The organism is Paenarthrobacter sp. NPDC089322 (assembly GCF_040684895.1).
In the GTDB taxonomy this organism is placed as follows: domain Bacteria; phylum Actinomycetota; class Actinomycetes; order Actinomycetales; family Micrococcaceae; genus Arthrobacter.
This window is the reverse complement of record NZ_JBFBGW010000022.1, coordinates 27,639-48,616: the sequence shown is the minus strand read 5'-3', so window position 1 is coordinate 48,616 and position 20,978 is coordinate 27,639. Positions and strand designations below refer to the sequence as shown.

The 20,978-nt window shown below is 62.1% G+C and carries 18 protein-coding genes; 3 read left to right on the top strand and 15 right to left on the bottom strand.

Annotated elements, in window-relative coordinates:
- Positions 1–14 precede the first annotated feature (14 nt).
- From AB0N65_RS18005 to AB0N65_RS17995, 3 genes are all read left to right on the top strand, one after another.
- Positions 15–965 carry an A/G-specific adenine glycosylase gene (locus AB0N65_RS18005; RefSeq protein WP_364164725.1) on the top strand — a complete coding sequence of 317 codons (951 nt, stop codon included), beginning with the start codon at positions 15–17 and terminating at the stop codon, positions 963–965.
- 237 nt (positions 966–1,202) lie between these two features.
- Complete coding sequence (locus AB0N65_RS18000; protein ID WP_364164722.1) at positions 1,203–1,685, top strand: hypothetical protein; 483 nt, start codon at positions 1,203–1,205, stop codon at positions 1,683–1,685.
- A gap of 86 nt (positions 1,686–1,771) precedes the next feature.
- Positions 1,772–2,074 (top strand): DUF3040 domain-containing protein, encoded by a 303-nt coding sequence (locus tag AB0N65_RS17995; protein WP_364164719.1) that lies wholly within the window; start codon positions 1,772–1,774, stop codon positions 2,072–2,074.
- 6 nt (positions 2,075–2,080) lie between these two features.
- Here the strand turns inward: AB0N65_RS17995 and AB0N65_RS17990 are convergent, their stop codons facing one another.
- From AB0N65_RS17990 to AB0N65_RS17920, 15 genes are all read right to left on the bottom strand, one after another.
- Positions 2,081–3,547, bottom strand: a complete 1,467-nt coding sequence (locus tag AB0N65_RS17990) for an APC family permease (RefSeq protein WP_364164716.1) — start codon at positions 3,545–3,547, stop codon at positions 2,081–2,083.
- A gap of 118 nt (positions 3,548–3,665) precedes the next feature.
- The gene (locus tag AB0N65_RS17985) at positions 3,666–4,409 is read right to left on the bottom strand and encodes an SDR family oxidoreductase (RefSeq protein WP_364164714.1); all 744 of its coding nucleotides are present in this window, start codon (positions 4,407–4,409) and stop codon (positions 3,666–3,668) included.
- Positions 4,410–4,435: 26 nt separating this feature from the next.
- Positions 4,436–5,182 carry an SDR family oxidoreductase gene (locus AB0N65_RS17980; RefSeq protein WP_364164711.1) on the bottom strand — a complete coding sequence of 249 codons (747 nt, stop codon included), beginning with the start codon at positions 5,180–5,182 and terminating at the stop codon, positions 4,436–4,438.
- Positions 5,183–5,226: 44 nt separating this feature from the next.
- Complete coding sequence (locus AB0N65_RS17975; RefSeq protein WP_364164709.1) at positions 5,227–6,711, bottom strand: APC family permease; 1,485 nt, start codon at positions 6,709–6,711, stop codon at positions 5,227–5,229.
- Between the two features lie 100 nt (positions 6,712–6,811).
- Entirely contained in the window at positions 6,812–7,474 is a 663-nt protein-coding gene (locus tag AB0N65_RS17970) for a TetR/AcrR family transcriptional regulator (RefSeq protein ID WP_364164706.1), read from the bottom strand.
- A gap of 635 nt (positions 7,475–8,109) precedes the next feature.
- Positions 8,110–8,340, bottom strand: a complete 231-nt coding sequence (locus tag AB0N65_RS17965; RefSeq protein ID WP_364164703.1) for a hypothetical protein — start codon at positions 8,338–8,340, stop codon at positions 8,110–8,112.
- A gap of 66 nt (positions 8,341–8,406) precedes the next feature.
- On the bottom strand, positions 8,407–11,337 hold the full coding sequence (locus tag AB0N65_RS17960) for an FAD-linked oxidase C-terminal domain-containing protein (RefSeq protein ID WP_364164700.1): 2,931 nt from the start codon (positions 11,335–11,337) through the stop codon (positions 8,407–8,409).
- 126 nt (positions 11,338–11,463) lie between these two features.
- On the bottom strand, positions 11,464–12,432 hold the full coding sequence (locus tag AB0N65_RS17955) for a sugar ABC transporter substrate-binding protein (RefSeq protein ID WP_364164697.1): 969 nt from the start codon (positions 12,430–12,432) through the stop codon (positions 11,464–11,466).
- A gap of 86 nt (positions 12,433–12,518) precedes the next feature.
- Positions 12,519–13,517, bottom strand: coding sequence for an ABC transporter permease (locus AB0N65_RS17950; protein WP_364164694.1), 999 nt, complete (start codon positions 13,515–13,517; stop codon positions 12,519–12,521).
- The gene (locus AB0N65_RS17945) at positions 13,514–14,401 is read right to left on the bottom strand and encodes an ATP-binding cassette domain-containing protein (protein WP_364164691.1); all 888 of its coding nucleotides are present in this window, start codon (positions 14,399–14,401) and stop codon (positions 13,514–13,516) included. Before AB0N65_RS17945 ends, AB0N65_RS17950 begins: the two co-directional genes overlap by 4 nt.
- Positions 14,402–14,714: 313 nt before the next feature.
- Positions 14,715–15,725, bottom strand: coding sequence for an inositol 2-dehydrogenase (iolG, locus tag AB0N65_RS17940; protein WP_364164688.1), 1,011 nt, complete (start codon positions 15,723–15,725; stop codon positions 14,715–14,717).
- 39 nt (positions 15,726–15,764) lie between these two features.
- Complete coding sequence (locus AB0N65_RS17935; RefSeq protein WP_364164685.1) at positions 15,765–17,222, bottom strand: APC family permease; 1,458 nt, start codon at positions 17,220–17,222, stop codon at positions 15,765–15,767.
- Positions 17,223–17,254: 32 nt separating this feature from the next.
- On the bottom strand, positions 17,255–18,268 hold the full coding sequence (locus AB0N65_RS17930) for a D-2-hydroxyacid dehydrogenase (protein ID WP_364164682.1): 1,014 nt from the start codon (positions 18,266–18,268) through the stop codon (positions 17,255–17,257).
- Between the two features lie 33 nt (positions 18,269–18,301).
- Complete coding sequence (locus tag AB0N65_RS17925) at positions 18,302–20,059, bottom strand: IlvD/Edd family dehydratase (RefSeq protein WP_364164680.1); 1,758 nt, start codon at positions 20,057–20,059, stop codon at positions 18,302–18,304.
- A gap of 67 nt (positions 20,060–20,126) precedes the next feature.
- Positions 20,127–20,894 carry an SDR family NAD(P)-dependent oxidoreductase gene (locus AB0N65_RS17920; protein WP_364164677.1) on the bottom strand — a complete coding sequence of 256 codons (768 nt, stop codon included), beginning with the start codon at positions 20,892–20,894 and terminating at the stop codon, positions 20,127–20,129.
- Positions 20,895–20,978 lie beyond the last annotated feature (84 nt).

Sequence of the window (20,978 nt, the reverse complement as noted above, 5' to 3'; positions counted from 1 at the left end):
GAGGATCCGCGCTCATGACCCTTCCCGCCACCGACCAACTCAAGGGCCTCCACCAAGCCTTGGACACATGGTTTGCCGAGTCCGCGAGGGACCTGCCATGGCGCGAACCGGGCTGCAGCCCGTGGGGAATCCTGGTCAGCGAGGTCATGCTCCAGCAGACGCCCGTGGTGCGGGTATTGCCGGTGTGGCGGGATTGGATGGAGCGTTGGCCCACGCCCTCACACTTGGCCGCGGAACCCTCCGGCGAGGCCGTACGACATTGGGGCCGCCTTGGCTATCCACGCCGCGCGCTGCGACTGCACGCGGCCGCCGTCGCCATCCGTGACGACTACAAGGGCGAGGTGCCGGGCAACTATCCCGAGCTGCTGGGTTTGCCGGGCGTCGGCAATTACACGGCTGCCGCCGTCGCCGCTTTTGCTTTTGGCCGCCGCGAGACTGTGGTGGACACCAACATCCGGCGCGTCCATGCGCGGCTCATCTCCGGCCATGCTTTGCCGGCGCCCTCGCTGACTGCGGGCGAGATGCGGCTTGCCGATGCGCTGCTGCCTGAGGAGCGCAGCCTTTCGGTCCGATGGAACGCGTCGGTCATGGAGCTTGGTGCCATGGTGTGCACTGCCCGCAGCCCCAAGTGCGCCGACTGTCCCGTCCGCGCAAGCTGCGCCTGGCTCGCCGCCGGTGAGCCCCCGCCGTCGTACACCCCCAAGGGCCAGTCGTGGCACGGCACCGACCGGCAGGTCCGCGGCGCCGTGATGGCCGTGCTCCGTGAAGCCGCCATGCCTGTTCCGCGCGAGATGTTCGAGCAGGCGCCAGCGGACCTGGGCTTCGGGCCGTCCGGAGTCGGGATCCCGCTGGCCGCGTTGCACCGGCTGAACTCGGCGCCCGAGCAGCTTGAGCGAGCACTGGACGGCCTCCTTCAGGACGGTTTGGCCGAAATGCACGACGGCGGTTTGCGGCTGCCGTCGTAACCGTTGCGTGCCGGGGGTGTCGAGGGGGACGAGTCAAGAGATTTCTTGCTTGCGTCTCCGCCCGGCACCACACCTTGTTCGCACAACCCCGCCTTGTAGGTGGGGTTATGGGAACAAGACCGGGAGATCTGCAACGCGGGGGTGTCGGTTCGGTGACGGCACCGGGCGGCAGTAACGATGTGGGTGCCGTATTCTCCGGTTTGCTGACGTGGCGCCGGGGCGGGCCTACCCTGAAGCATGGGCAAAATGGCATTGGCATTGACCCTCACCGGCACTACCGCACTGCTTCCCGGCTGCCTCACCGAACCCGTGCCGTGCCCCGCAATCGCACAGGCTTCAGGAGTGTCCCTCACGGTGGCCGCCGACTATGTTCCTTCCGTGGGGTCGCTGCGGCTCAAGGCCTGCCAGGACGGCGTTTGCACCGAGGAAACGTTGATGCTCAACCCGGGATACACCGCAGTCGACCAAGGGTGTTCGCCGGACGGTGTGTGCTCTGCGACGTCGTCTCCCGATGGGACGCTGCACGCCTTTATGCAGTTGCCTGTGCTCACGGAATCACCCATGGATGCAACATTGACCGGCACTGCTCCTTCCGGGACTGACCTGCCTACGCGGACCCTGACATTCACCCCGCGGGGTGACTACCCATTCGGGGAGCAGTGCGGGCGGTTCGTCACGGCGAACCTCGTGCTGGACGCCTCGGGGCTGCGGCAGGGTTGAGCTTTTCTTGATGCTGCGGGCATAAGACGCCCGGAAAAGGGTACGGGTGGATTCACAAGCCCTTGAATCCACGCTGGAGGTCTCCTGTGCCGCTGTCTGAACATGAGCGACGGATTCTGCAGAACGTTGAACGCGAGCTCTTCATTGAAGACCCGTCCCTGGCCCGGCGCCTTGAGTCGGGCAAACCCGACGACGGCCGTGTCGCACGCCGGACGTTGGGGCTGGTTGCCTTGGCTGGAGGTGTCTTGTTCTTCCTGCTGGGACTCCTGGAGAATTTGGCAGCGGTAGGCTGGCTGGGATTCCTGGTTGCCGGGATTGCCGCAGGTGATCTCTGGGCGCAGAAGCGCAAGGCATCGGGGCCTGGCGGATCCGCGTACAAGGACCGCTAGGCCGGGCTAGTCGGTTATTTGGCGTCCCAGCCGGACGTAGATGTCCGGCCGCTTGGTCCGCAGGTAGAGGGCGTACACGATCCCGCCGATAAACAAGGCAAACGTGAAGGTCATGAAGATTACTGTCAGGACAGCCGAGCCGCCAATCAGTTCGGGGTAGTTGGTGATGGCCAGCCACGTGATCGCACCAAGGAAAACCACGCTGATCAGGGGTGCCACAATCGTCTTCCAAACAGACTCCGGCGCTGTGCTGCGACGCCTAAGGAAGTAGACGAGGACGGCGCCACTGGTGATGAACATCAGAAGCAGAACAGCGAAGGTGCCGCTGCCGCTGGCGATCGGATAAAGGGCCTCCGGAGCAACCCCCAGCACCGTGAAGACCACTGTGGCGGCAGCCCACACAAAACCAACGGCGACGGCCGATACGTAGGGAGACTTGTGGCGTGGGTGGACCTTCCCCAGGATGGCCGGCAGTGCCCGGTCCTGCGCCAGCGAGAAACTGTAGCGGGCGGAGATGTTCTGAATGGACAACATGCATGCCAGGACACTCGTGATCAGCAGGACCATGGCAACGTCTGCGAAGATCTTGCCGGTCAAGGCTGTCACCGAGTCGTTGAAGAGATTGACGGTGTTCTCCTTGGCTGCCGTTTGGGCATTGCTCGCGCCGAAGAACGCGATGTAGGCCCAGGCTGCCACGGCGTAGAAGATTCCGATTCCTACAACGGCAACGTAAGTGGCACGGCTGATGGTCTTGTCCGGGTTCTTGACCTCATCGCGATAGATGACCGTGGCCTCGAAGCCAAAGAAGTTGCCAACTGCGAACAGGAGTGCCAATCCGAGGGAGGCGTCTGTGAGTGAGGGCAGGGCGAAGCCAGCAGCCTGCACTGCCTCAAGACCATTCGCGCTGAAGGAAACCACGTCAAAGACCACGATGACTGCCACTTCGAGCAGCATCACGATGGTTAGGACCTTGGCTGAGAGATCGATCCTGTTGTAGGCAAGGACCGTTGTCACGGCAGTGATCCCGAGTGCATACCAATACCAAGCGATATCAGGTCCACCCAGCGTGTTCACCACGAACCCTTGAAGCGTGACGCCAAAGAACGACGGTGCAAAAAACCCGATGAAGATATAGCCAAAAAGTGCCAGAAGTGCGCCGCCAAGGCCAGCCGGTTTGCCAAGGCCCGCTGTGACAAAGGAATAGAAGCCACCGGCACCCTGGACGCTGCGGCTCATCTTCACAAAGCCCACCGAGAAGATCAGCAGCATCAGCGTGACCAGCATGTAAATTGCCGGCGCCGTCTTTCCACTGAACATGAGCAGCACCGGAAGCGTTCCGGCCACTGTTGCCAAGGGAGATGAAAAAGCGAGCACATTCATGACGAGCTCGCCCACGCCCATGTTTCCGCTGAGCCGGTTTTCCTGCGTTCGACGCGCCGTCTTTGGTGCGTCGTTGATCGTGGTGTTGTTCATGTAATCCTCGTCACTGATTCCTGAGTCCTGAATCACGGTATCGGCGGGCTGCTGCGGGGTGGTGTGCCGAGTTGGGACACCACCCCGCAGGCCGTGTGCGACAGCAGGTTTGGCGAACCTAGCCCGCGGTGTACGCCCCATCCACAACGACTTCACTGCCGCTCATGTACGACGACTCATCGGACGCGAGAAACAGTACTGCTGCGGCTATTTCTTCAGGCCGCGCCCACCGGCCAAAAGGAAAGCTCTCCGGCGGCAAGGCTGTGCCGGGATCAGTGCTGTTGAGCACCATGGGCGTTGCGGTCTCCCCCGGACAAACCGCGTTTACCCGGATACCGTCCGATGCCAGTTCGAGTGCCGCTGCCTTCGTCATTCCCCGGAGCGCCCACTTGGAAGCCACGTACGCAAAGTTGTCCTCGAAGGCCACCAAGCCGGAGGTGGAACAGATATTCACTATTGATCCCCCTCCGGCATACCGCATCGCAGCGATGACACTTTGCATGCCCAAGAAAGGACCAACCTGGTTCACGTCGATGACAGACCTGTATATTTCCTCGGTGGCACTCTCGACTCTTGTCGATCGAAAAATGCCCGCGTTATTGACAAGGACTGTCGGCGGTCCCAACGTAGCCTCGCAGTGCTGTACAACCTCTCCCCAATCGTTGGCTGAGGCCACGCTCCGGTTGGCAAGGAACCGGAAGTTGGCGGATCCCAATTCCTCTGCGAGAACCGGCCCCTGACCTTCAACAAGGTCGAAACCCACCACTTTCGCACCTTCGCGTACCAGCGCCCGCACATGTTCCACTCCCATGCCACTGGCCGCGCCGCTCACAATGGCAACTTTGCCTTTGACTCGATCCATGGTGTTCTCTTTCTGCACTTCGGGGATCACTGCGCGGTGAATGCTCCATCAATGATGAGTTCGCTTCCGCTCATGTAGGAGGATTCGTTGGAAGCGAGGAATACGACGGCGGCGCTGATCTCCTCCGGTTGGGCCCACCTTTTGAAGGGCAGTTCGTCAGCGGGCGGAAGCGCACCCGAGGGCGTATCCGCGATGGCCCGGATCATCGGCGTATCAGTGTCGCCAGGACAGACAGCATTAACCCTGATTCCATCCGCTGCCAGTTCCAGCGCGGCGGCCTTCGTCATTCCCCGGACCGCCCACTTTGATGCGACGTAGGGGAAAAGGTCGGCGAAAGCCACCAAGGCAGCAGTGGAAGCGATGTTGATGATGGATCCGCCGGCTTCCCTGAGGGACGGAATCAAGGCCCGCATTCCCAGGAAGGTGCCGACCTGGTTGATGTCGATGACGCGCCGGTAGTCTTCCTCAGTCACCTTCTCCAGGGTTTGCAGCGGCGAGATCCCGGCGTTGTTGACCAACACATTTGGGGTTCCGAAGTGTTGGCGCCCCGCGGAGACTACCCTGTCCCAGTCCTCGGCGCTTCTCACGTCCCCTCGGAGGAACAGCAGCTTGTCTTCGCCATGCTCGTCCACAAGTTGGGGTCCGGCTCCTTCCTTGAGGTCGAAGGAGATTACCCGTGCACCCTCCTCGATCATCCGGCGTGTATGGCTGACGCCCATACCGCTGGCTCCACCGCTGATGACAGCGATTTTTCCGGCCAGACGTTCTGTCATGTTTTTTCCTTTGAGTTGTTTGTGAGTAGTGCCGCACAAGCGCTTTATTGGCGGCCGATCTTTTCGTAGACCGCAGGTTTTGATTTCTTGAGCCATCGCGCGTAGGTAAACCCACCTACGCAGACAACGGGAATCATCAGCGTGAACAAGAGCGAAGCCACCGGGCCGGCGCCGATAAGGGTGTCAACGTTCAGGAAGCTCAGAATCAGCACCACCACGAGGCCGCCCAGCGCCAATGCAGGCGCTACGGTGGTCTTCCACGCTCCGCGGCCAGGTACTTTGTTGTGCTTGAAATAGACCAGCACGGCGGCGGAAACCAAGACAAGGAGTGCCACGACCACGATGGCGCCGAGCCCGTTGAGGCGTATATACACCGTGAACGCGTCAGTACCTACAGCTTCAAAGGCGGTTCCCACAGCAATGGCAAGCACTGCGGCGATCTCCATGGCGGTGACGATGAGTGAAGCAACGAATGGCGAATGGTGCCGACGATGCGCCACCCCCAGGCTGCGAGGCAGTACGCCGTCTTTACCCAAGGAATACGCGTACCGTGCCACCGCGTTGTGCTGGGCCAACAAGCAGGCAAACGTAGATGAAATCACGAGGACATTGATGATTCCTGGTACGACGCTTCCAACATAGGTGACGGCAAGGTCACCGAACATGGACGCTACGGCACCGCCGGCCTGTGCCTCGGCTACGCCCTTTGAACCCAAGGCTGTCAGCATTGCCCAGGCGGCCACGATGTAGAACACTCCGATGAGGAGCACTGCCACATACGTTGCCCTGGGCACGGTCTTGTTGGGATCCTTGGCTTCTTCCCGGTAAATGGCCGAGGACTCGAAGCCTCCGAAGCACAGCATGGCGAACAACAGGACGAGTCCGAAGTTGCCTGCGCTGGCTCCGTCCCAGGTGAGGGCACTCACCGGCGGACCATCGGGGCCACCGTCAAAGAAGACCCTCAGATTGAAAACGAGGACGAGGACGACTTCCAGGATCAGCGCAACACCAAGCGTTTTGGCGGAGAATTCAATCCGGCGGTAGGCCGCCACTCCTGCCAGAACCGCACCGAGAAGTCCGTAGACGTACCAAGGAAGGTCCGGGCCGTGGAAAGTGTCAACCACTAACTGGCGGCCGTACACGCCAAAGGCGGCCCAAGTGGAAAGCAGGAGCACCAAGTATCCGGACATGGCCAGGAATGCCCCACCCAGGCCGGCGTCCTTTCCCAGTCCTGCGGTGATGTACGCATAGAAGGCGCCTGGCCGTTCAACGTACCGCGTGACAGCCGTGTACCCCACGGAGAACAACAGCAAAATCAGGGTGGCGACTGCCAAAGCAGCAATGATTCCGCTGCCCCCGAATGCGATCATTGACGGCATCAAGCCGACCACCACAAGCAGAGGCGCAGCCCAGGCGACGACGGAGAAAAGAATGCTGCCCACTCCGAGTTGCCCACGGAGTTCAATTGTTGGGGATTCAAGGTTGATTGGGAGTACCGATTCAGATTCGGTATCGGCGTATTTGCTCATTTCATGTCCCTATCGAATTACTTCAGGTAATTGAGTAGGTCGAGGCTTCCTGCAGGTACATCAGCGGACCTAGGAACGACTGTAGGCTAACGAGCGTTAGTTAGGCAATAGTTTCCGGTTGAAAGACTTCGAGGACGGAGCGGGTCAACCTGACGGCATTGTCCAGCAGGCCATCAAGCTCCTCCTCGCTGCCGCTCCAGTCGGTCCAGCGCGCAGCACCATCCAGCAGCGTGAAAACCACGCGTGCTCCTTGACTTGGGAAGCAGTAGCCCATCTCTTCGGCCGCTGCGGCGTACATCGCGGCATGGAGGTCAACCCACAGCTCGACTTCCGCCCTCACGTCGTCGTTCAGAAAGCGGGCAACCCTGTCAGTGGCAACAAGCAGATCCCATAGGTCCGCCTCCGGCCGCTGCAGTTGCTGGGCAAGGTGGAACCGAACAAGCTCGGCCCAGTACTCCTGGGGTGAATCAGCCCTTTCGGCGCAGTTAAGGAGATCACGAGCGAAGGTGTGAGTGAACCAGCGCAGAGACTCCGCCACAATTTCGTCCCTGCCTTGCGGAAAGCTCGAATAGAGGCTTGGGGCCTTCATGCCCAACTCGCGGCCCAGGGTTCGCATGGTCACGGAGTTGTAGCCCTGCGTGGTTGCCAAGCGCAGAAAGGCTGCGAGAATGCGGCGCCTGGCGGGTGTTTGCGAGGACCAATCGCGGCTCGCCAGGAACTCCCTGACGGCGGTATTCGCCCGGTCGCGGGGCAACTGGCTCATCTCATCCAATTCAACTGGGAGTAACGTCTCCTCTCCAGTATAACTAACTAACGGTCGTTAGTAGAGTTAAGCGCTGAAGGTTCACTCCGGGCGGAGCCAGATGGAATCGCCCCTCTGGATTTCCGGCATGCAGCTCGCGATACCGCCGGCGACCTGACCCACTAGCAGCTCGTCGGAATAGCAATCGCGGCTTGCGATAGTGGCTCCAGCGGCTGAAAGTGTCAGAGACCCGGAAGGCACCGGCCTCATCTGCCTGCTCGCTTGGGCCATCATGAACCACTCGCCAGTCCATGGAATATCTATTAACGGGGAGGCTTCAGGAGCGGCGAAGGTTTTCACCGTGTGCTTGCTCCGGCAAAGCCTGCGGACCAGGATGCGCTCGGGAGTGTTCAGCAGAAGGCAGGCCATCCGGAGATCCGGCCCATGGGGTCCACCAAAAGTGACGGTGAGCGTGTGCGTGAAAGGAGCGTCGTCACAAGTGGCCCCGGGAAGTGTGCCGAAACCAACCGGACCAACAGATGTTTCCTGAACTGCCATGCTGTCCGAGCCTCCATCGCTGGAAAAGGAAAAGCGAACCGCAACGCACGGAACAGTGCCAGGTCCAAGCGCTGCGGTTCGCGGTCTTTGAGGCGGGTTCAGGAACCCGGGTACGGCCAGGGCGTGGCTTCGCTGATGTCGCGGCCTTCTGCCATGTCCTTGAGTAGGCGGTGGACGTTCCTGCCGGACCGCTTCAACTGGTGATCGCTCCGCTCGCCAAGGTCCGTCTCGTTGCAACGAGCCGAGGCGCGCAACCACTCGACGTGCCGTCCCTGTGCGAGCTTCCTGTTCATCATCGGAATCAACTCTCCGAAAACTAGTGGTGCCATTTGGTCACTTCCAGAATCCGTCTTTTGGAGCAATGCCAACCGTGTCAGTTTGGGACACCGGACACGTCAGGCCCGCCCGGCCTCGCCGGGATCCAGTGCGAGGGCCAAGTGTTTGCTTGAACGGCCTGGATCGATCTGCGAGACCTGCATTGCGCAACTGAACCCGTCCGTGAGGACAAGATCGGCACCGCCTGCGAGCGCAGGCACCATGGAGTGCTCGGCAACCTTCATGGACAGATCAAAGTGTTCCGCCTCAAAGCCGAAGTTGCCTGCCACGCCGCAGCAGGACGAGGATTCCACCACTCGTGGCACGCCCCAGGCTTCCAGGACGCGTTTCTGGGCGCCCGAACCAAAAACAGCGTGCTCGTGGCAGTGTGTTTGCAGCACAGCGGATTCGGGCGGCGCCGCGGTGGGCTTCCACCCGCGTTTGATCGCCTCGTCGACAGCCACAGAGAACGACCGGACCCTCGCCGCAACCCGGGTGGCGGCTGCCCCGCCCACCAACTTCGGACCTTCGTCGCGGATGGTCGCCGCGCAGCTGGGTTCGAGGACCACTATGTCCCGTCCTGTACCGTCGTCGAGCTTGCTGATCAACCGGGCCAGCCGCCGTCGGGCACCTTCACGTTGCCCGGTGGAGATCCAGGTGAGGCCGCAGCAGGCGTCCGGTGTGCAGCCTACGGAGTTGCCTGAGTCGCGGAGGACCCGGGCCGCAGCCGGCACCACCTCCGGCCGGAAGGCACGCGTAAAGCTGTCGATGAAGAGTAGGACGTCGCCGTTGTCGGCGAAGCCGGCCTCCCGTACACTCCGCCGGATCCTGGCCTGTTGCGCGAAGTCCGGGAGCCGCCGTCGTGCACTGATTCCCAGCCATTCACCCACCAGACGGAACGGGCGGAACGCGGTCCCCGCGTTGGCGACGGAGGCAACCCGGGTGAGCAGCGGAAGCCAACGCGGCAGCCAGCCGATCGAATAATGCGTGAATGGCCGGAGGCGGCCACGGTAATGCTCGTCGACCAGCTGCGACTTGGCCTCGGCGATATCCACACCGGTGGGGCAGTCGGCGGAGCAGGCTTTGCAGGACAAGCAGAGGTCCAGGGCCTCCCGCACTTCCGGGTTGGACCAGCCGTTGTGACTGGTTCCCTTGGTCCGCGTCAATTCCTGGAGGACCCTCGCCCTGCCACGCGTTGAGTCCTTCTCGTCCTTGGTTGCCCGGTAGCTCGGACACATGAAACCACCGGACGTGGCCCGGCAGCGCCCCACCCCGATGCAGGCGTGCGTATTACCGACGAACGGACTCGCCACAGGCAGCAGGCCGCGGTCCCCTGGGGAAGGCACGACGACGGCACCCGGGACTGCGGGCAACTCGCCGTGGCCCGGGCCGGGTTGGGGGACACCTTCAAGTGCCAGCGATGCCGAGAAGGGCTCAGGGTCCACGATGATCCCGGGGTTAAGGATTCCTTGCGGGTCCCAGAGGTTCTTGTAGGCCGAGAAGATGGCCATCATCGTGTGGGAGTACATCACCTCAAGCAGCTCGCTCCGTGCACGGCCGTCACCGTGCTCACCGGAAAGAGAGCCACCGTAGGCCACTACCAACCTGGCCGCCTCGCGGGTGAAAGCGCTGAAAGCCTTGAGCCCTTCCTCGCTGCGGAGATCGTAATCCAGGCGCATGTGGATACAGCCCGCACCGAAGTGCCCGTACATGAACGGGGTGTAGCCGTACTTCTGTACCAAAGGCAGGAGCTCCGCGAGGTAATCCGCCAGCCTCTCAGGTGCTACCGCGGAATCCTCCCAGCCCGGCCAGGTCTGGACACCGTCGATCCTCCGGGAGGATAGCCCGGCACCGTCCTCGCGGACCCGCCATAATTTGGCGCGCTCTGCCGGCTCTGTGACGATTGCGTGGTCCACGACCCGGCCTTCGGCCCTCAGTTTCTCCAGCAGGCCCTCACAAGCAGTGCCCGCCTCCTCAAGGGTGTCAGCCGAAAATTCGACCATGAGGAAAGCTTTGCCGGAAGGCAGCGAATCGACGCTGGCGGCGCCCCTTCGATGGCGCATGATGTCCACGATCGAGGCATTCAGTCCCTCGATGGCGCTTGGCTTGGCCGCGAGGATGGTCATGACATCGCGGGCAGAATCTATAGTGTCCACGTATCCGAGACACAACAGCGCCGTGGTGCGCGGCTTGGGGACGAGGCCTACCTTGGCGCGCACAATCAGCGCGCAGGTCCCTTCGCTGCCTGCCAGGGCCCCTGCGACATCCAAACCGCTCTCGGGCAGAAGATGGCCCAAATGGTATCCGGAAACCTGCCGCGGAATGTTCTGCAGTTCCGTGCGAAGAGGCGCCAGGTTCGCCTGCGCCAGCTCCTGCAAGCCTTCCAGCAGTTCCTTTGCCCGGGCAACGGAGTGCCGGTCTCCGGCGTCCACTGCACGCAGGAAGCCGCGGCCGGCGTGCAGGTAGGCCCCGTCCACGGTGACGATTTCCACTTCCCTCACATGGTGGGTCATCCGCCCGTACGCCACTGAGTGGTTCCCGCAGGCGTCGTTGCCAATGGAACCGCCAATGGTGGCCCGTGTCACGGAGGAGGGGTCCGGCGCGAACGTCAGCTCCCCCTGGGTGGCCTTCTCAACGTAGGAACGCAGTTCACCGAGGACTGCGCCCGCTTCGACCCAAACCGCATCCTGGCCGGCGTCGAGGTTTCCTATGGACCTCATGCGACGGGACAGGTCGATCACCAAACCGTCGCCGATCGCGTTTCCGGCCATCGACGTTCCGCCGCCGCGGGCCGTGATGGGGACGCCGATAGCCGAGCACGCCCGCACAACTTTCCTGACGTCGTCGACGCTTGCCGGGAAGGCGACGGCGGCAGGCCGGACCCGGTAGTTGGAAGCGTCGTAGGAGTACTCCGAAAGCCTCCGCGGAGAGTCGTCCACTTCGATGCCCTGCGTGCGCAACTCCAGCAGCAACTGCCTCAGGTTCGTGTTCTCATGGTCACCATGGGGCATGGTCGCGTTCTCCGTTCGTTGTGATCCGAAGGAAGTGTAGGCAGCCGGGATGGGTGCCGCAGTGTGCCAAAACAGAACGGGCACGGTGGATGGTTCCACCGTGCCCGTTACGTTGAAGCAGGCTGGCTACTTCTGGAATTCGGACAGGTTGTCCTTGGTGATCAAGGTGAAAGGCAGTGTGTAGCGGTTCTCCACGTTGCCTCCCTTGAGGAAGTCGGTGACGACTTCGACTGCCTTGACGCCCTGCCCGGCCGAGTCCTGGCGGACGGTAGCGGTCATGGTTCCGGCCTTGATGCCGTCCAGTGCAGGGTTGGTACCGTCAACACCGACAACGGCCTTGAACTCCGCCGTGCGGCCGGCATCGGTAATGGCAGAGGCTGCACCAATGGCCATCTCGTCATTGTTGGCAACCACTGCGTCGATCTCGCCCGCCCCGAAGCGCTGCAAGGTGTCTTCCATGTTGCGCTTGGCCTCGTCACGGCTGCCCTTCGCCTGGAATTCAGCCACAACCTTGAAGTTCTTGTTGATCTTGCTGTCGAAGCCCTTCTTACGGCGATCGGTCCAGGAGGCGCCGTAGATGCCCGCCGCGAAGACGATGTCCCCGCCTTCCGGCATGGTCTTGTTCAGGTATTCGGCCTGCATTTCCCCGGCCACGGTATCGTCCACGCCGATGTAGCTCTTGTAAGCAACGTCGGCGCCTTCTGCGAACTCCGTGGACAGGATGAAGAGCGGAATGTTGGCTTCGATAACGCGCTTGGCTGCGTTCTGGCTGCCTTCGCCGTCCAAGGGCTGAAGGATGACCGCGTCCACCTGGCGGGTGAGCAGGTCCTCCACTTGGTTGAGTTCGCTGCCGACGTCCTTCTTGGAATCGGTGATGTTGAGCTTGACGCCCTTTTCATCAGCGGCCTTCTTCATGGCGTCCGTCATGTGTGCCAGGTCAGGGTCCTGCAGGTCCAGGACCACAACGCCGATGTTGTAGGTCTTGCCTGCCCCCTCGGAACTGCTGGCGTTGCTGCTGCCGGCGCACCCGGTGAGGGTAAGGGCACCTGCGGCCAGCATGGCCGTCGCTGCAGCGAGCTTCTGTCGCATTCCCATGGTTGTTCCTTTCGATGTTTCTTGATGCTGGGAAGATGTGTTGCTTGGTTGATATGGGCCCTGGGTTGCGGGCCCGGTTGTGCTGGTTAGTCGGACTTCCAGCGGTTCAGCAGCACGGCAAGGACGAGGATCACGCCCTGCACGCCCTGCTGGAAGTACGAGGAGACGCCCATCAGGTTCATGCCGTTCATCACGACGCCCAACAGCAGCACGCCGATCACTGTGCCCCGTATGGTGCCGACGCCGCCGAAGAGGCTGGTGCCACCAATTACGACGGCGGCAATCACCTGAAGTTCATAACCGGTACCTGCAACTGGTGCCGCCCCGTCGAGTCGGGCAGCCAGGACCAAGCCACCCAGTGCTGCCGTCAAGCCACCGATCAGGTAGACCATGAACAGGACACGGCCTGTGGAGATGCCGACCTTCTTGGCGGACTCCTCATTGCCGCCCACGGCGTAAACGTGGGAGCCGAACTTGGTGCGGCTGAGGACGAATTCACAGATGACGGCAGCAATCAGGAAGATGATCACGGGAACCGGGATGGGCCCCACAAATCCGGATCCAAGCCATTCTGCCGGTCCGCTGAGTCCGGAAACCACCTGCCCGTCGGTCACAACCAAGGCCGCCGTACGGGCGATCGCCATGGTGGCCAAGGTCGCAAGGAAGGGCAATATTGCTCCCCACACCACCATTGCTGCACTGAGGAAACCGACCAGCAATCCCACGGCGAGTCCCGCGATCAGCGGTAACCAGAAAGCCCCGCCGCTCGCAGGAGCCATGATGGCGAACACCATGCCGGCCAGCCCGACGATCGAGCCGACCGACAAATCGATGCCCGCCGTGATCATGACAAAAGTCATTCCAAGCGCGATGAGGCCGATGATGGAGGACTGCCGGACTACGTTGACCAGGTTGTTGATGGTCAGGAAGTTCGGGGCAGCCACCGCGAGGAAGATGATGATGAGGGCAAAGAAGATCAAGATCCCGTAGTCCCCCACAAAACGTTTGACCTTGGTGGACAGGGACCCGTCCTTGAGGTCGGCGGGGCCGAGCTTGGTCTTCAGGTTTTCCATGGTGAGGGTCATGATGTGCTCCCGCTTGTAGTCGTTCCACGGGCCGCCATGGCGTCCACTACAGGCAGTGACGAGGTGCTGCCGATCTTGCGGCGCTCCTCGGGGATGCCGTCACCAGTCTCGACGTAGTCGTCCAAGGTGCCGTGGGAAATGAGGTGGGCAACCTGGGCTTCGGTGACGTCTCCCACGTGGAAGCGTCCGACTACCTGCCCCTGGCGCATGACGGCGAACCTGTCGGCCACGGCAAAGGCCTCGTCCAGCCGGTGGGTAATGATAATGACGGCAATGCCAAGGTCCTTGAGGCGCTGTGTCACCTCGATGAGCTTGTCCACCTTTGCCACCGACAAGTTGGCGGTGGGCTCATCCATGATGATGAGGCGGGCATCGAAGGCCAGCGCGCGTCCGATGGCGACGGCCTGCCGCTGGCCACCGGACAGGCGCTTGACCTTAAGCCGGGGGTTGATGGGAATGTCCAGCCGGTCCAGCACACGCTTGGTTTCGGCTTCCATCTTCTTTCGGTCGATGATGCGCAGGAAGGGGCCAAGAATGTTTTTCTGCGGTTCCCGTCCCAGGAACACGTTGGTCCGGACATCCAGGTTGTCGGCCAAGGCAAAGTCCTGGTAGACCATCTCGACTCCCTGGTCGCGGGAGGCTGACGGCGTGGGGAACTCGGTCTTCCTGCCATCCAGCTCGATCGAGCCCCGATCGGGTTGGTAAACACCCGTCAGTACCTTCATGAGCGTGGACTTGCCGGCGGCGTTGTCTCCTAGAAGAGCGAAGGTCTCGCCGGGCATGACATCGATGCTGACACCGCGCAATGCGGACACCGCCCCGAATGTCTTGTGTATGTCCTTGAGGGCGACCAAGGGAGGGGTCGCAGGTGGTGCGTCGGTCATCTCATCCTCGTTTGATAGGGCCATGCAAATGAACCGGTGAAACACCTTTGACGGCGGCCAATCAAACTACATTGTTTGACTCTGCAGTTCGCGGGAAATTCCAAGGAAGCCCCGTTACTGCGTGACCCTCGCCACACTGTTTCACTTACTTGAACTTTGACGGATTGGAGGATGGGACATGTGTGCCAGTTTGGAACACCGCCCTGCCCTGAATTGTTGCCACGGGAAACAATTCAATTCCTTAAAGGACAAAGCCCGGCCCAGGCATGGATAGTTGCGAAAGAATCCATGCCCAAGCCGGGCAGTCAGTGGGCTACGCGGACAGATCCACCCTTATCGCGGCACCCGTCCGCGCCGATTTCTCCGCCGCATCCGCGAGGATGAGGGCAGCACGACCGTCCTCGAACCCCGGGCTCCGGGAAGGCAGGCCACGGACCGCCCGGAGGAATTCAGCTACCTCCAGCCGGTACGCCTCCGCGTACCGTTCAAGGAAGAAGTTTTGGTAGGGACCTATGCCTTCCACGGACCTGGCACCCCAGTGCCGGACCAGGCTGTCGTTCTTGTTGGCCACTTGGAGCAGGCCGCTGGATCCGAAAGCCTCGATGCGTTGGTCATAGCCATACGCGGAATGCCGGGAGTTCAGGATCGTCACGAGTTCATCCTTGGATCCCCGCAGGGTGACCACGGTCGAATCGAAATCACCTGCCGTGCGGATGCTGTCGCTGAACACATTGGCGCCCCGCGCGGAAACCTCAACGATGTCCGGGATGAAGTACCGCGCCATGTCCAGGTCGTGGATGGTCATGTCGCGGAATATCCCGCCCGATTGAGGCAGGTACGCTGCCGGGGGCTCCCCCGGGTCCCGGCTGGTGATGATCAATTGCTCCAACGCGCCGATCTCGTCCGCTGCCACGCGGCGTTTGAGCTCCACAAAGTGCCTGTCGAAGCGCTTGTTGAAGCCCAGGGCAACAGGGACGTCGCTTGCTGCCGCCTTGGCTCTGAGAGCGTCGACGCGGGAAATTTCCAAGTCGATGGGCTTTTCGCACAACACCGGCACACCGGCGTCGATCGACTTCTCCATCAGGTCCACGTGCGTCGCGGTTGGAGAAGCCACAATGACTGCATCGACTTCCCCCGAAGCAAACACTTCCTGCGGGTCGTCGCTCACACGGCCGCCGAACTCGGCAGCTGTTTGCTTTGCACCTTCAATAAAGGGGTCGCAGACCCAAGCGAGTGTCGCTTCTTCCAAGGTTGCCAAACTCATGGCATGAACTTGACCAATTCTCCCGGTCCCGAACAGGCCCACTCTGATCTGTTGCGTCATTGCAGATCTCCGATGGTGATATGGAAATAAGGGTGGTTGCTAATCGATTTTTTGCCGGCCCAGGCGGGCATAAACATCCGGACGCTTTGAGCGCAGGAAGTAGGCATAAAGAATCCCGCCAAAGAACAAGGCGAAAGTGAAGGTCATGAAAATTGCGGTCATGACGGTCGAGCCGCCAATCAGCTCGGGGTAATTTGCGATGGCCAGGTAGGTAATCAGGCCGAGGAAGATCACGCTGACAATTGGCGCGAGGATGGTCTTCCACACCGATTCCGGAGCAAAGCTTCGGCGGCGCACGAAGTAGACGAGTACGGCAAAGCTCGTGATGAACATCAGGAGCAGGACAGAGAAGGTGCCGCTGCCGCTGGCGATCGGGTAGAGGGCTTCCGGGGCAACCCCCAGCACCGTGAAGATCACGGTGGCCACTGCCCAGATCAAACCAACCGCCACCGCAGACAAGTATGGAGACTTATGGCGGGGGTGGACGCGACCCAAGGCCTTGGGAAGTGCTCCGTCGGCCGCAAGCGAGAAGCTGTACCGGGCGGCGATGTTCTGGATGGAGAGCATCGAGGCCAGGATCGAGGTGATCAGCAGCACCACGCCGATGTCAGCGAAAATCTTGCCCACCAATGCAGTTGCGCCGTCGTTGAACAGGTTCACCGTGTTGGCCTCTGCGGCGGCTTGGACGTTGTCCGCTCCCAGGAACGCCGTGTACGCCCATGCCGCCACGGCATAGAAGAGACCGATACCCACGACGGCCAGGTAGGTAGCCCTGGGGATGGTCCGGTCCGGGTTCTTGACCTCGTCACGGTAGATGACCGTTGCTTCGAAACCGAAGAAGTTACCAACGGCGAACAGCAGGGCCAGGCCGAGTCCGGCGTCAGTGATCCATGGCATGGAGAATCCCACTCCCTGGGATACGTCGCCGGAAGCGAAAGCCGCCACGTCAAACACAATGACCACGGCCGATTCGAGCAGCATGACCACCGTCAGGACCTTCGCGGAAAGATCGATCCGGTTATACGCCAGAATCGTGGTTACCGCGATGATTCCCAGCCCGTACCAGTACCACGGGATCTCCGGACCACCGAGGGTGTTCACCACGAAGCTTTGCAGCGTGAGGGCGAACAGTGACGGCGCAAAGAACCCGATGAACACGTACCCCACCAGGGCGAGGAGCGCGCCTCCCAGCCCTGCCGGCTTTCCGAGGCCGGCCGTCACGAAGGAGTAGAACCCACCCGGTGCCTCGACGCTCCGGCTCATTTTGACGAATCCCACCGAGAAGATCAGCAGCATCAAAGTCACCAGGAGATAGATGCCTGGAGCCGTGTGGCCGCTGAAAAGGAGCATCACAGGCAACGTGCCTGCAACGGTGGTCAGCGGGGAGGAGAACGCGAGCACGTTCATCACGAGCTCACCCACTCCCATGTTGCCGCTGAGCTTGTGCTCCTGCGTATGGGTCGGCGTTATCGTCGTACCTCTTGTAGTGCTTGACATGTAATCCTCGTCACGAAAGTTGTGGTGCTGAATCACACTACCGACGCGGATTGTGGGAGCACTGTACCAGCTTGAGACAGGTCTTTTGGAGCGGTTCCGCCCAGCTTTTTCAGGTCAACCACGTCATTGAGGGGCTGACCCGTTTTCCACTGCTGCAGGTTCCGTGCAAAGCAGTCCACCACCCGGCCGCGCCAGCCGACCAGGTCGCCGGAAGCATGGGGCGACACCAGGATATTGTGACGGCTCCACAGGGGATTTTCCGCCGCCAACGGCTCCTGCTCAAAGACGTCCAAGGCCGCCGCACCCAGGTGCCCTGAGTCAATGGCATCAAGGAGATCCTGCTCCACCACTACAGCACCGCGGCCGACATTGACCAGGCGCGACCCCGGACGCATTTTGTCGAACCGCGCCGCGTTGAACAGCCCGCGGGTCTCCTCCGTGAGCGGAACCGTCAGCACGACGTCCTGCGCCTCGCCGAGCAGCGCATCCAGATCGTCGAAGGAGGCGATGGCGCCCAACTGCGCATCGTCCCGGGCAGTCCGCCCGACGACGGTCACGTCCATGCCCGCCGCGCGCAGCAGCAGCACCGTTTCGCGGCCCACCGGGCCCGGACCCACCACCAGAACCTTACGCCCGAGCAGCGGCTCCGTCTCGCGGTGCTGCCAGATCCGCGCCTGTTGCAGCTCGATGGTGCGGCGCAGGTCTTTGGTGAACATCAACAGGACCCCAAGGACCCATTCCGCGATGGGCCGCTCACAGACGCCCCTCGAGTTGCTGACCACGATGTCGCTGTTCACGACTTCCTCGGTCATCAGGCTATCCACGCCAATGCTGGATGTGTGGATCCACCGCAGTCCCCCCGGTCCCACTTCCCGCAGGAGCTTGGTCCGGAAATCGTTGAGGAACAGAATCTCCGTGCCCGGCAGCGCAGCCCTGAACTCGTCCGCCGTCCGGACCACCACCACCTCGGCTTCTGCCTCCAGGCGCTCAACGGGAGGAACCGGGCGGCCCTCCTGGACAATGACTATTACTTTTGGTCGTGACACGCGTGCTCCTTTTTTGCTCGTCGTTGCGGTTGTTTACCAGCCGCCTTGCCAGCCGCTCATCAGGCCGTAGGGAAGCCGTTGCGGTTCTTCATCCGGCAAGCCCTTGAGGAAGTCGAAGTCACAACCTTCATGGGCCTGGTTCACGTGGTCGATGAACAACCGGCCGTAGCCGCGGCGGTACTTCGGCTCGGGCAGCTTGAGCTCGGCGAGCCGGGCTTCGATTTCTTCCGCGGGGAGGTCCAGGTCAAGGCGCTGGTTTTCGACGTCCAGCACGATCGGGTCGCCGTCGCGGACGATCGCCAGCGGACCACCGACGGCGGCCTCGGGCGATACATGTAGCACGGTTGTGCCAAATGCCGTGCCGCTCATGCGGGCATCGGAGATCCGCACAATGTCGCGGATTCCCTTGCGCAGCAGCTTCTGCGGGATGGGCAGCATGCCCCACTCCGGCATACCAGGCGCACCCACGGGACCGCTGTTGCGGAGCACCAGGACAGAGTCCTCGGTGATGTCCAGATCAGGATCGTCGATCCTGCGGCCGAGGTCGTAGATGTCCTCGAAGACAATGGCCGAGCCCTTGTGCTGCAGCAGGTCCTTGGAAGCTGCGCTCCGCTTGATCACTGCACCGTTCGGCGCCAGGGAACCACGGACGACGGCGATGCCTCCTGATGCGTCAAAGGGAGCCTCGAGCGTGCTCACGACGACACCGTCCGGCTCGGGCGCCGATTCATAACCCGTTGCGAGGGATTCGCCCGTGACGGTCAGGGCATCCCGGTTCAGCAGCGGGTCCAGTGCCTTCAGAACGGTGGGAATACCGCCCACCTCGAAGAGTTGCTTCACGAGGTACTCGCCGGAAGGACGGACGTTTGCGATCCGCGGTGTTCGCTCCGAAATCTCGTGGAAGCGGTCCAGCGGCAGTTCGTAGCCGACCCTCCGGGCCAGGGCCAGCAGGTGGACCACGGCGTTCGTCGAACCACCAACAGCCATCAGCAGGGTGATGGCGTTGTCGAAGGCTTCCTTAGTGAGGATTTCGCTGGGCTTCGGACCTGACAGGGCCATTTCCACGGCGCGGCGTCCTGTGGCTTCCGCTGCTTGCCCGCGGCGGGAATCGACAGCCGGAATGGATGCGCTGCCGGGGAGGCACATGCCCAATGCCTCCACGAGGGAAGTCATGGTGGAGGCCGTGCCCATCTCGCTGCAGTGGCCGGCGGAGGGCTTGGCGGCCGACTCGAGTTCGTCGAAGTCGGCCTCGGTGATCCTGCCTGCCCGGAGCTCGTCGGCGTACTTCCAGGTGTCCGTGCCGACCCCCAGCTGCTTGCCACGGAAGTGGGCCGGCTCCTGTGGGCCACCCGTCAACATGATGGTGGGGATGTCGGCGCTGGCCGCGCCCATGAGCTGGGCGGGAACCGTCTTGTCGCAGCCGCCGAGGAGCACGATCGCGTCCAGCGGGTAAGCCCGGATGGATTCCTCGACGTCCATGGCCATCAGGTTCCGGAACTGCATGGCGGAGGGCTTCATCAGGCTCTCACCCAGGGAGATGGTGGGGAACTCCAGCGGCAGGCCTCCGGCCATCAGGACGCCGCGCTTCACGGCCTCGGCAAGAAGCTTGAAGTGGATGTTGCAGTTGACCAGCTCGGACCAGGAATTGGCAATGCCGATCACCGGACGGTCCTTGATGGCGAAGCGCGAGAAGCCTTCGGCCTGGATGGCGGTGCGGTGCACGAATCCGGTGAGGTCGTGCGGCGCGAACCAGCGGGCACTGCGGAGATCGTTGTAGTTCGACTCAGGCATATCTTTCAAAGCTCCTTGGCTTGTCTGTCTTGTGACGTCGTGTCGGATGAGGTCTTGGGTGAGGCGGCTACGCGGCGGACGTGCCGCCGTCGAACGCCATGCTGGTTCCGGTGGCGAAGGTGCCTTCGACCGCCAGGAAGTAGATGGCCGCGGCGACTTCCTCCGGGTCCGCGAGCCGGAGGAGAGGCACGGTGCTTTCCTTCTGCTGCAGTGCCAGAACGGGGTCCGGTTCCGACTCAAGGCCCGAGCGCAACATGGGCGTGTCAATCGGGCCGGGGCACACAGCGTTGACGCGGACGTCGGGGGCGAGTTCCAAAGCCAGGGCCCGGGTGAGTCCCACCACTCCGGCCTTGGCTGCGCAATAATGGGCCAGTCCGGCAACACCCATGGCCGCCAGGTCAGAGGCAACGTTCACGATTGCCCCTCCCCCGGACCTGCGCATGTGCAGGCCGGCTTCCCGGGCGACGAAGAAGGTGCCGGAGAGGTTGGTGTCCAGTACCTCGCGCCAGCGGCGCTCGTCCAGGTCTTCGAGGGGCGCGTAGCCCGCCACCCCGGCGGCGTTGACGGCAACGTCGAGCCCGCCGAGTGAGTGGATCGCTCCGCGAACACCGTTCCTGACTGATTCGGCATCGGCGACGTCCGTGACCACCTGGTGCGCGCCGCCGTCGATCTCCCCTGCAACGCGCTGGAGCTCCGCAGGGCGGCGACCCAGCAGCGCAACCTTGGCGCCCCGTTGGGCGAAAAGCTTCGCTGTGGCTTCACCGACGCCGGACGTGGCACCCGTGACGAGCACCCGCAAAGGTTCCGTTCGTAGGTGGTGGCTGCGGTCCATCATCGTCGACGAGCTCCTCTTTGTTGGCGTTCCCGGGCTAGTACGTTCTAGATAAACAGCCTTGCGCCCTCACTGGATGTCTCACAT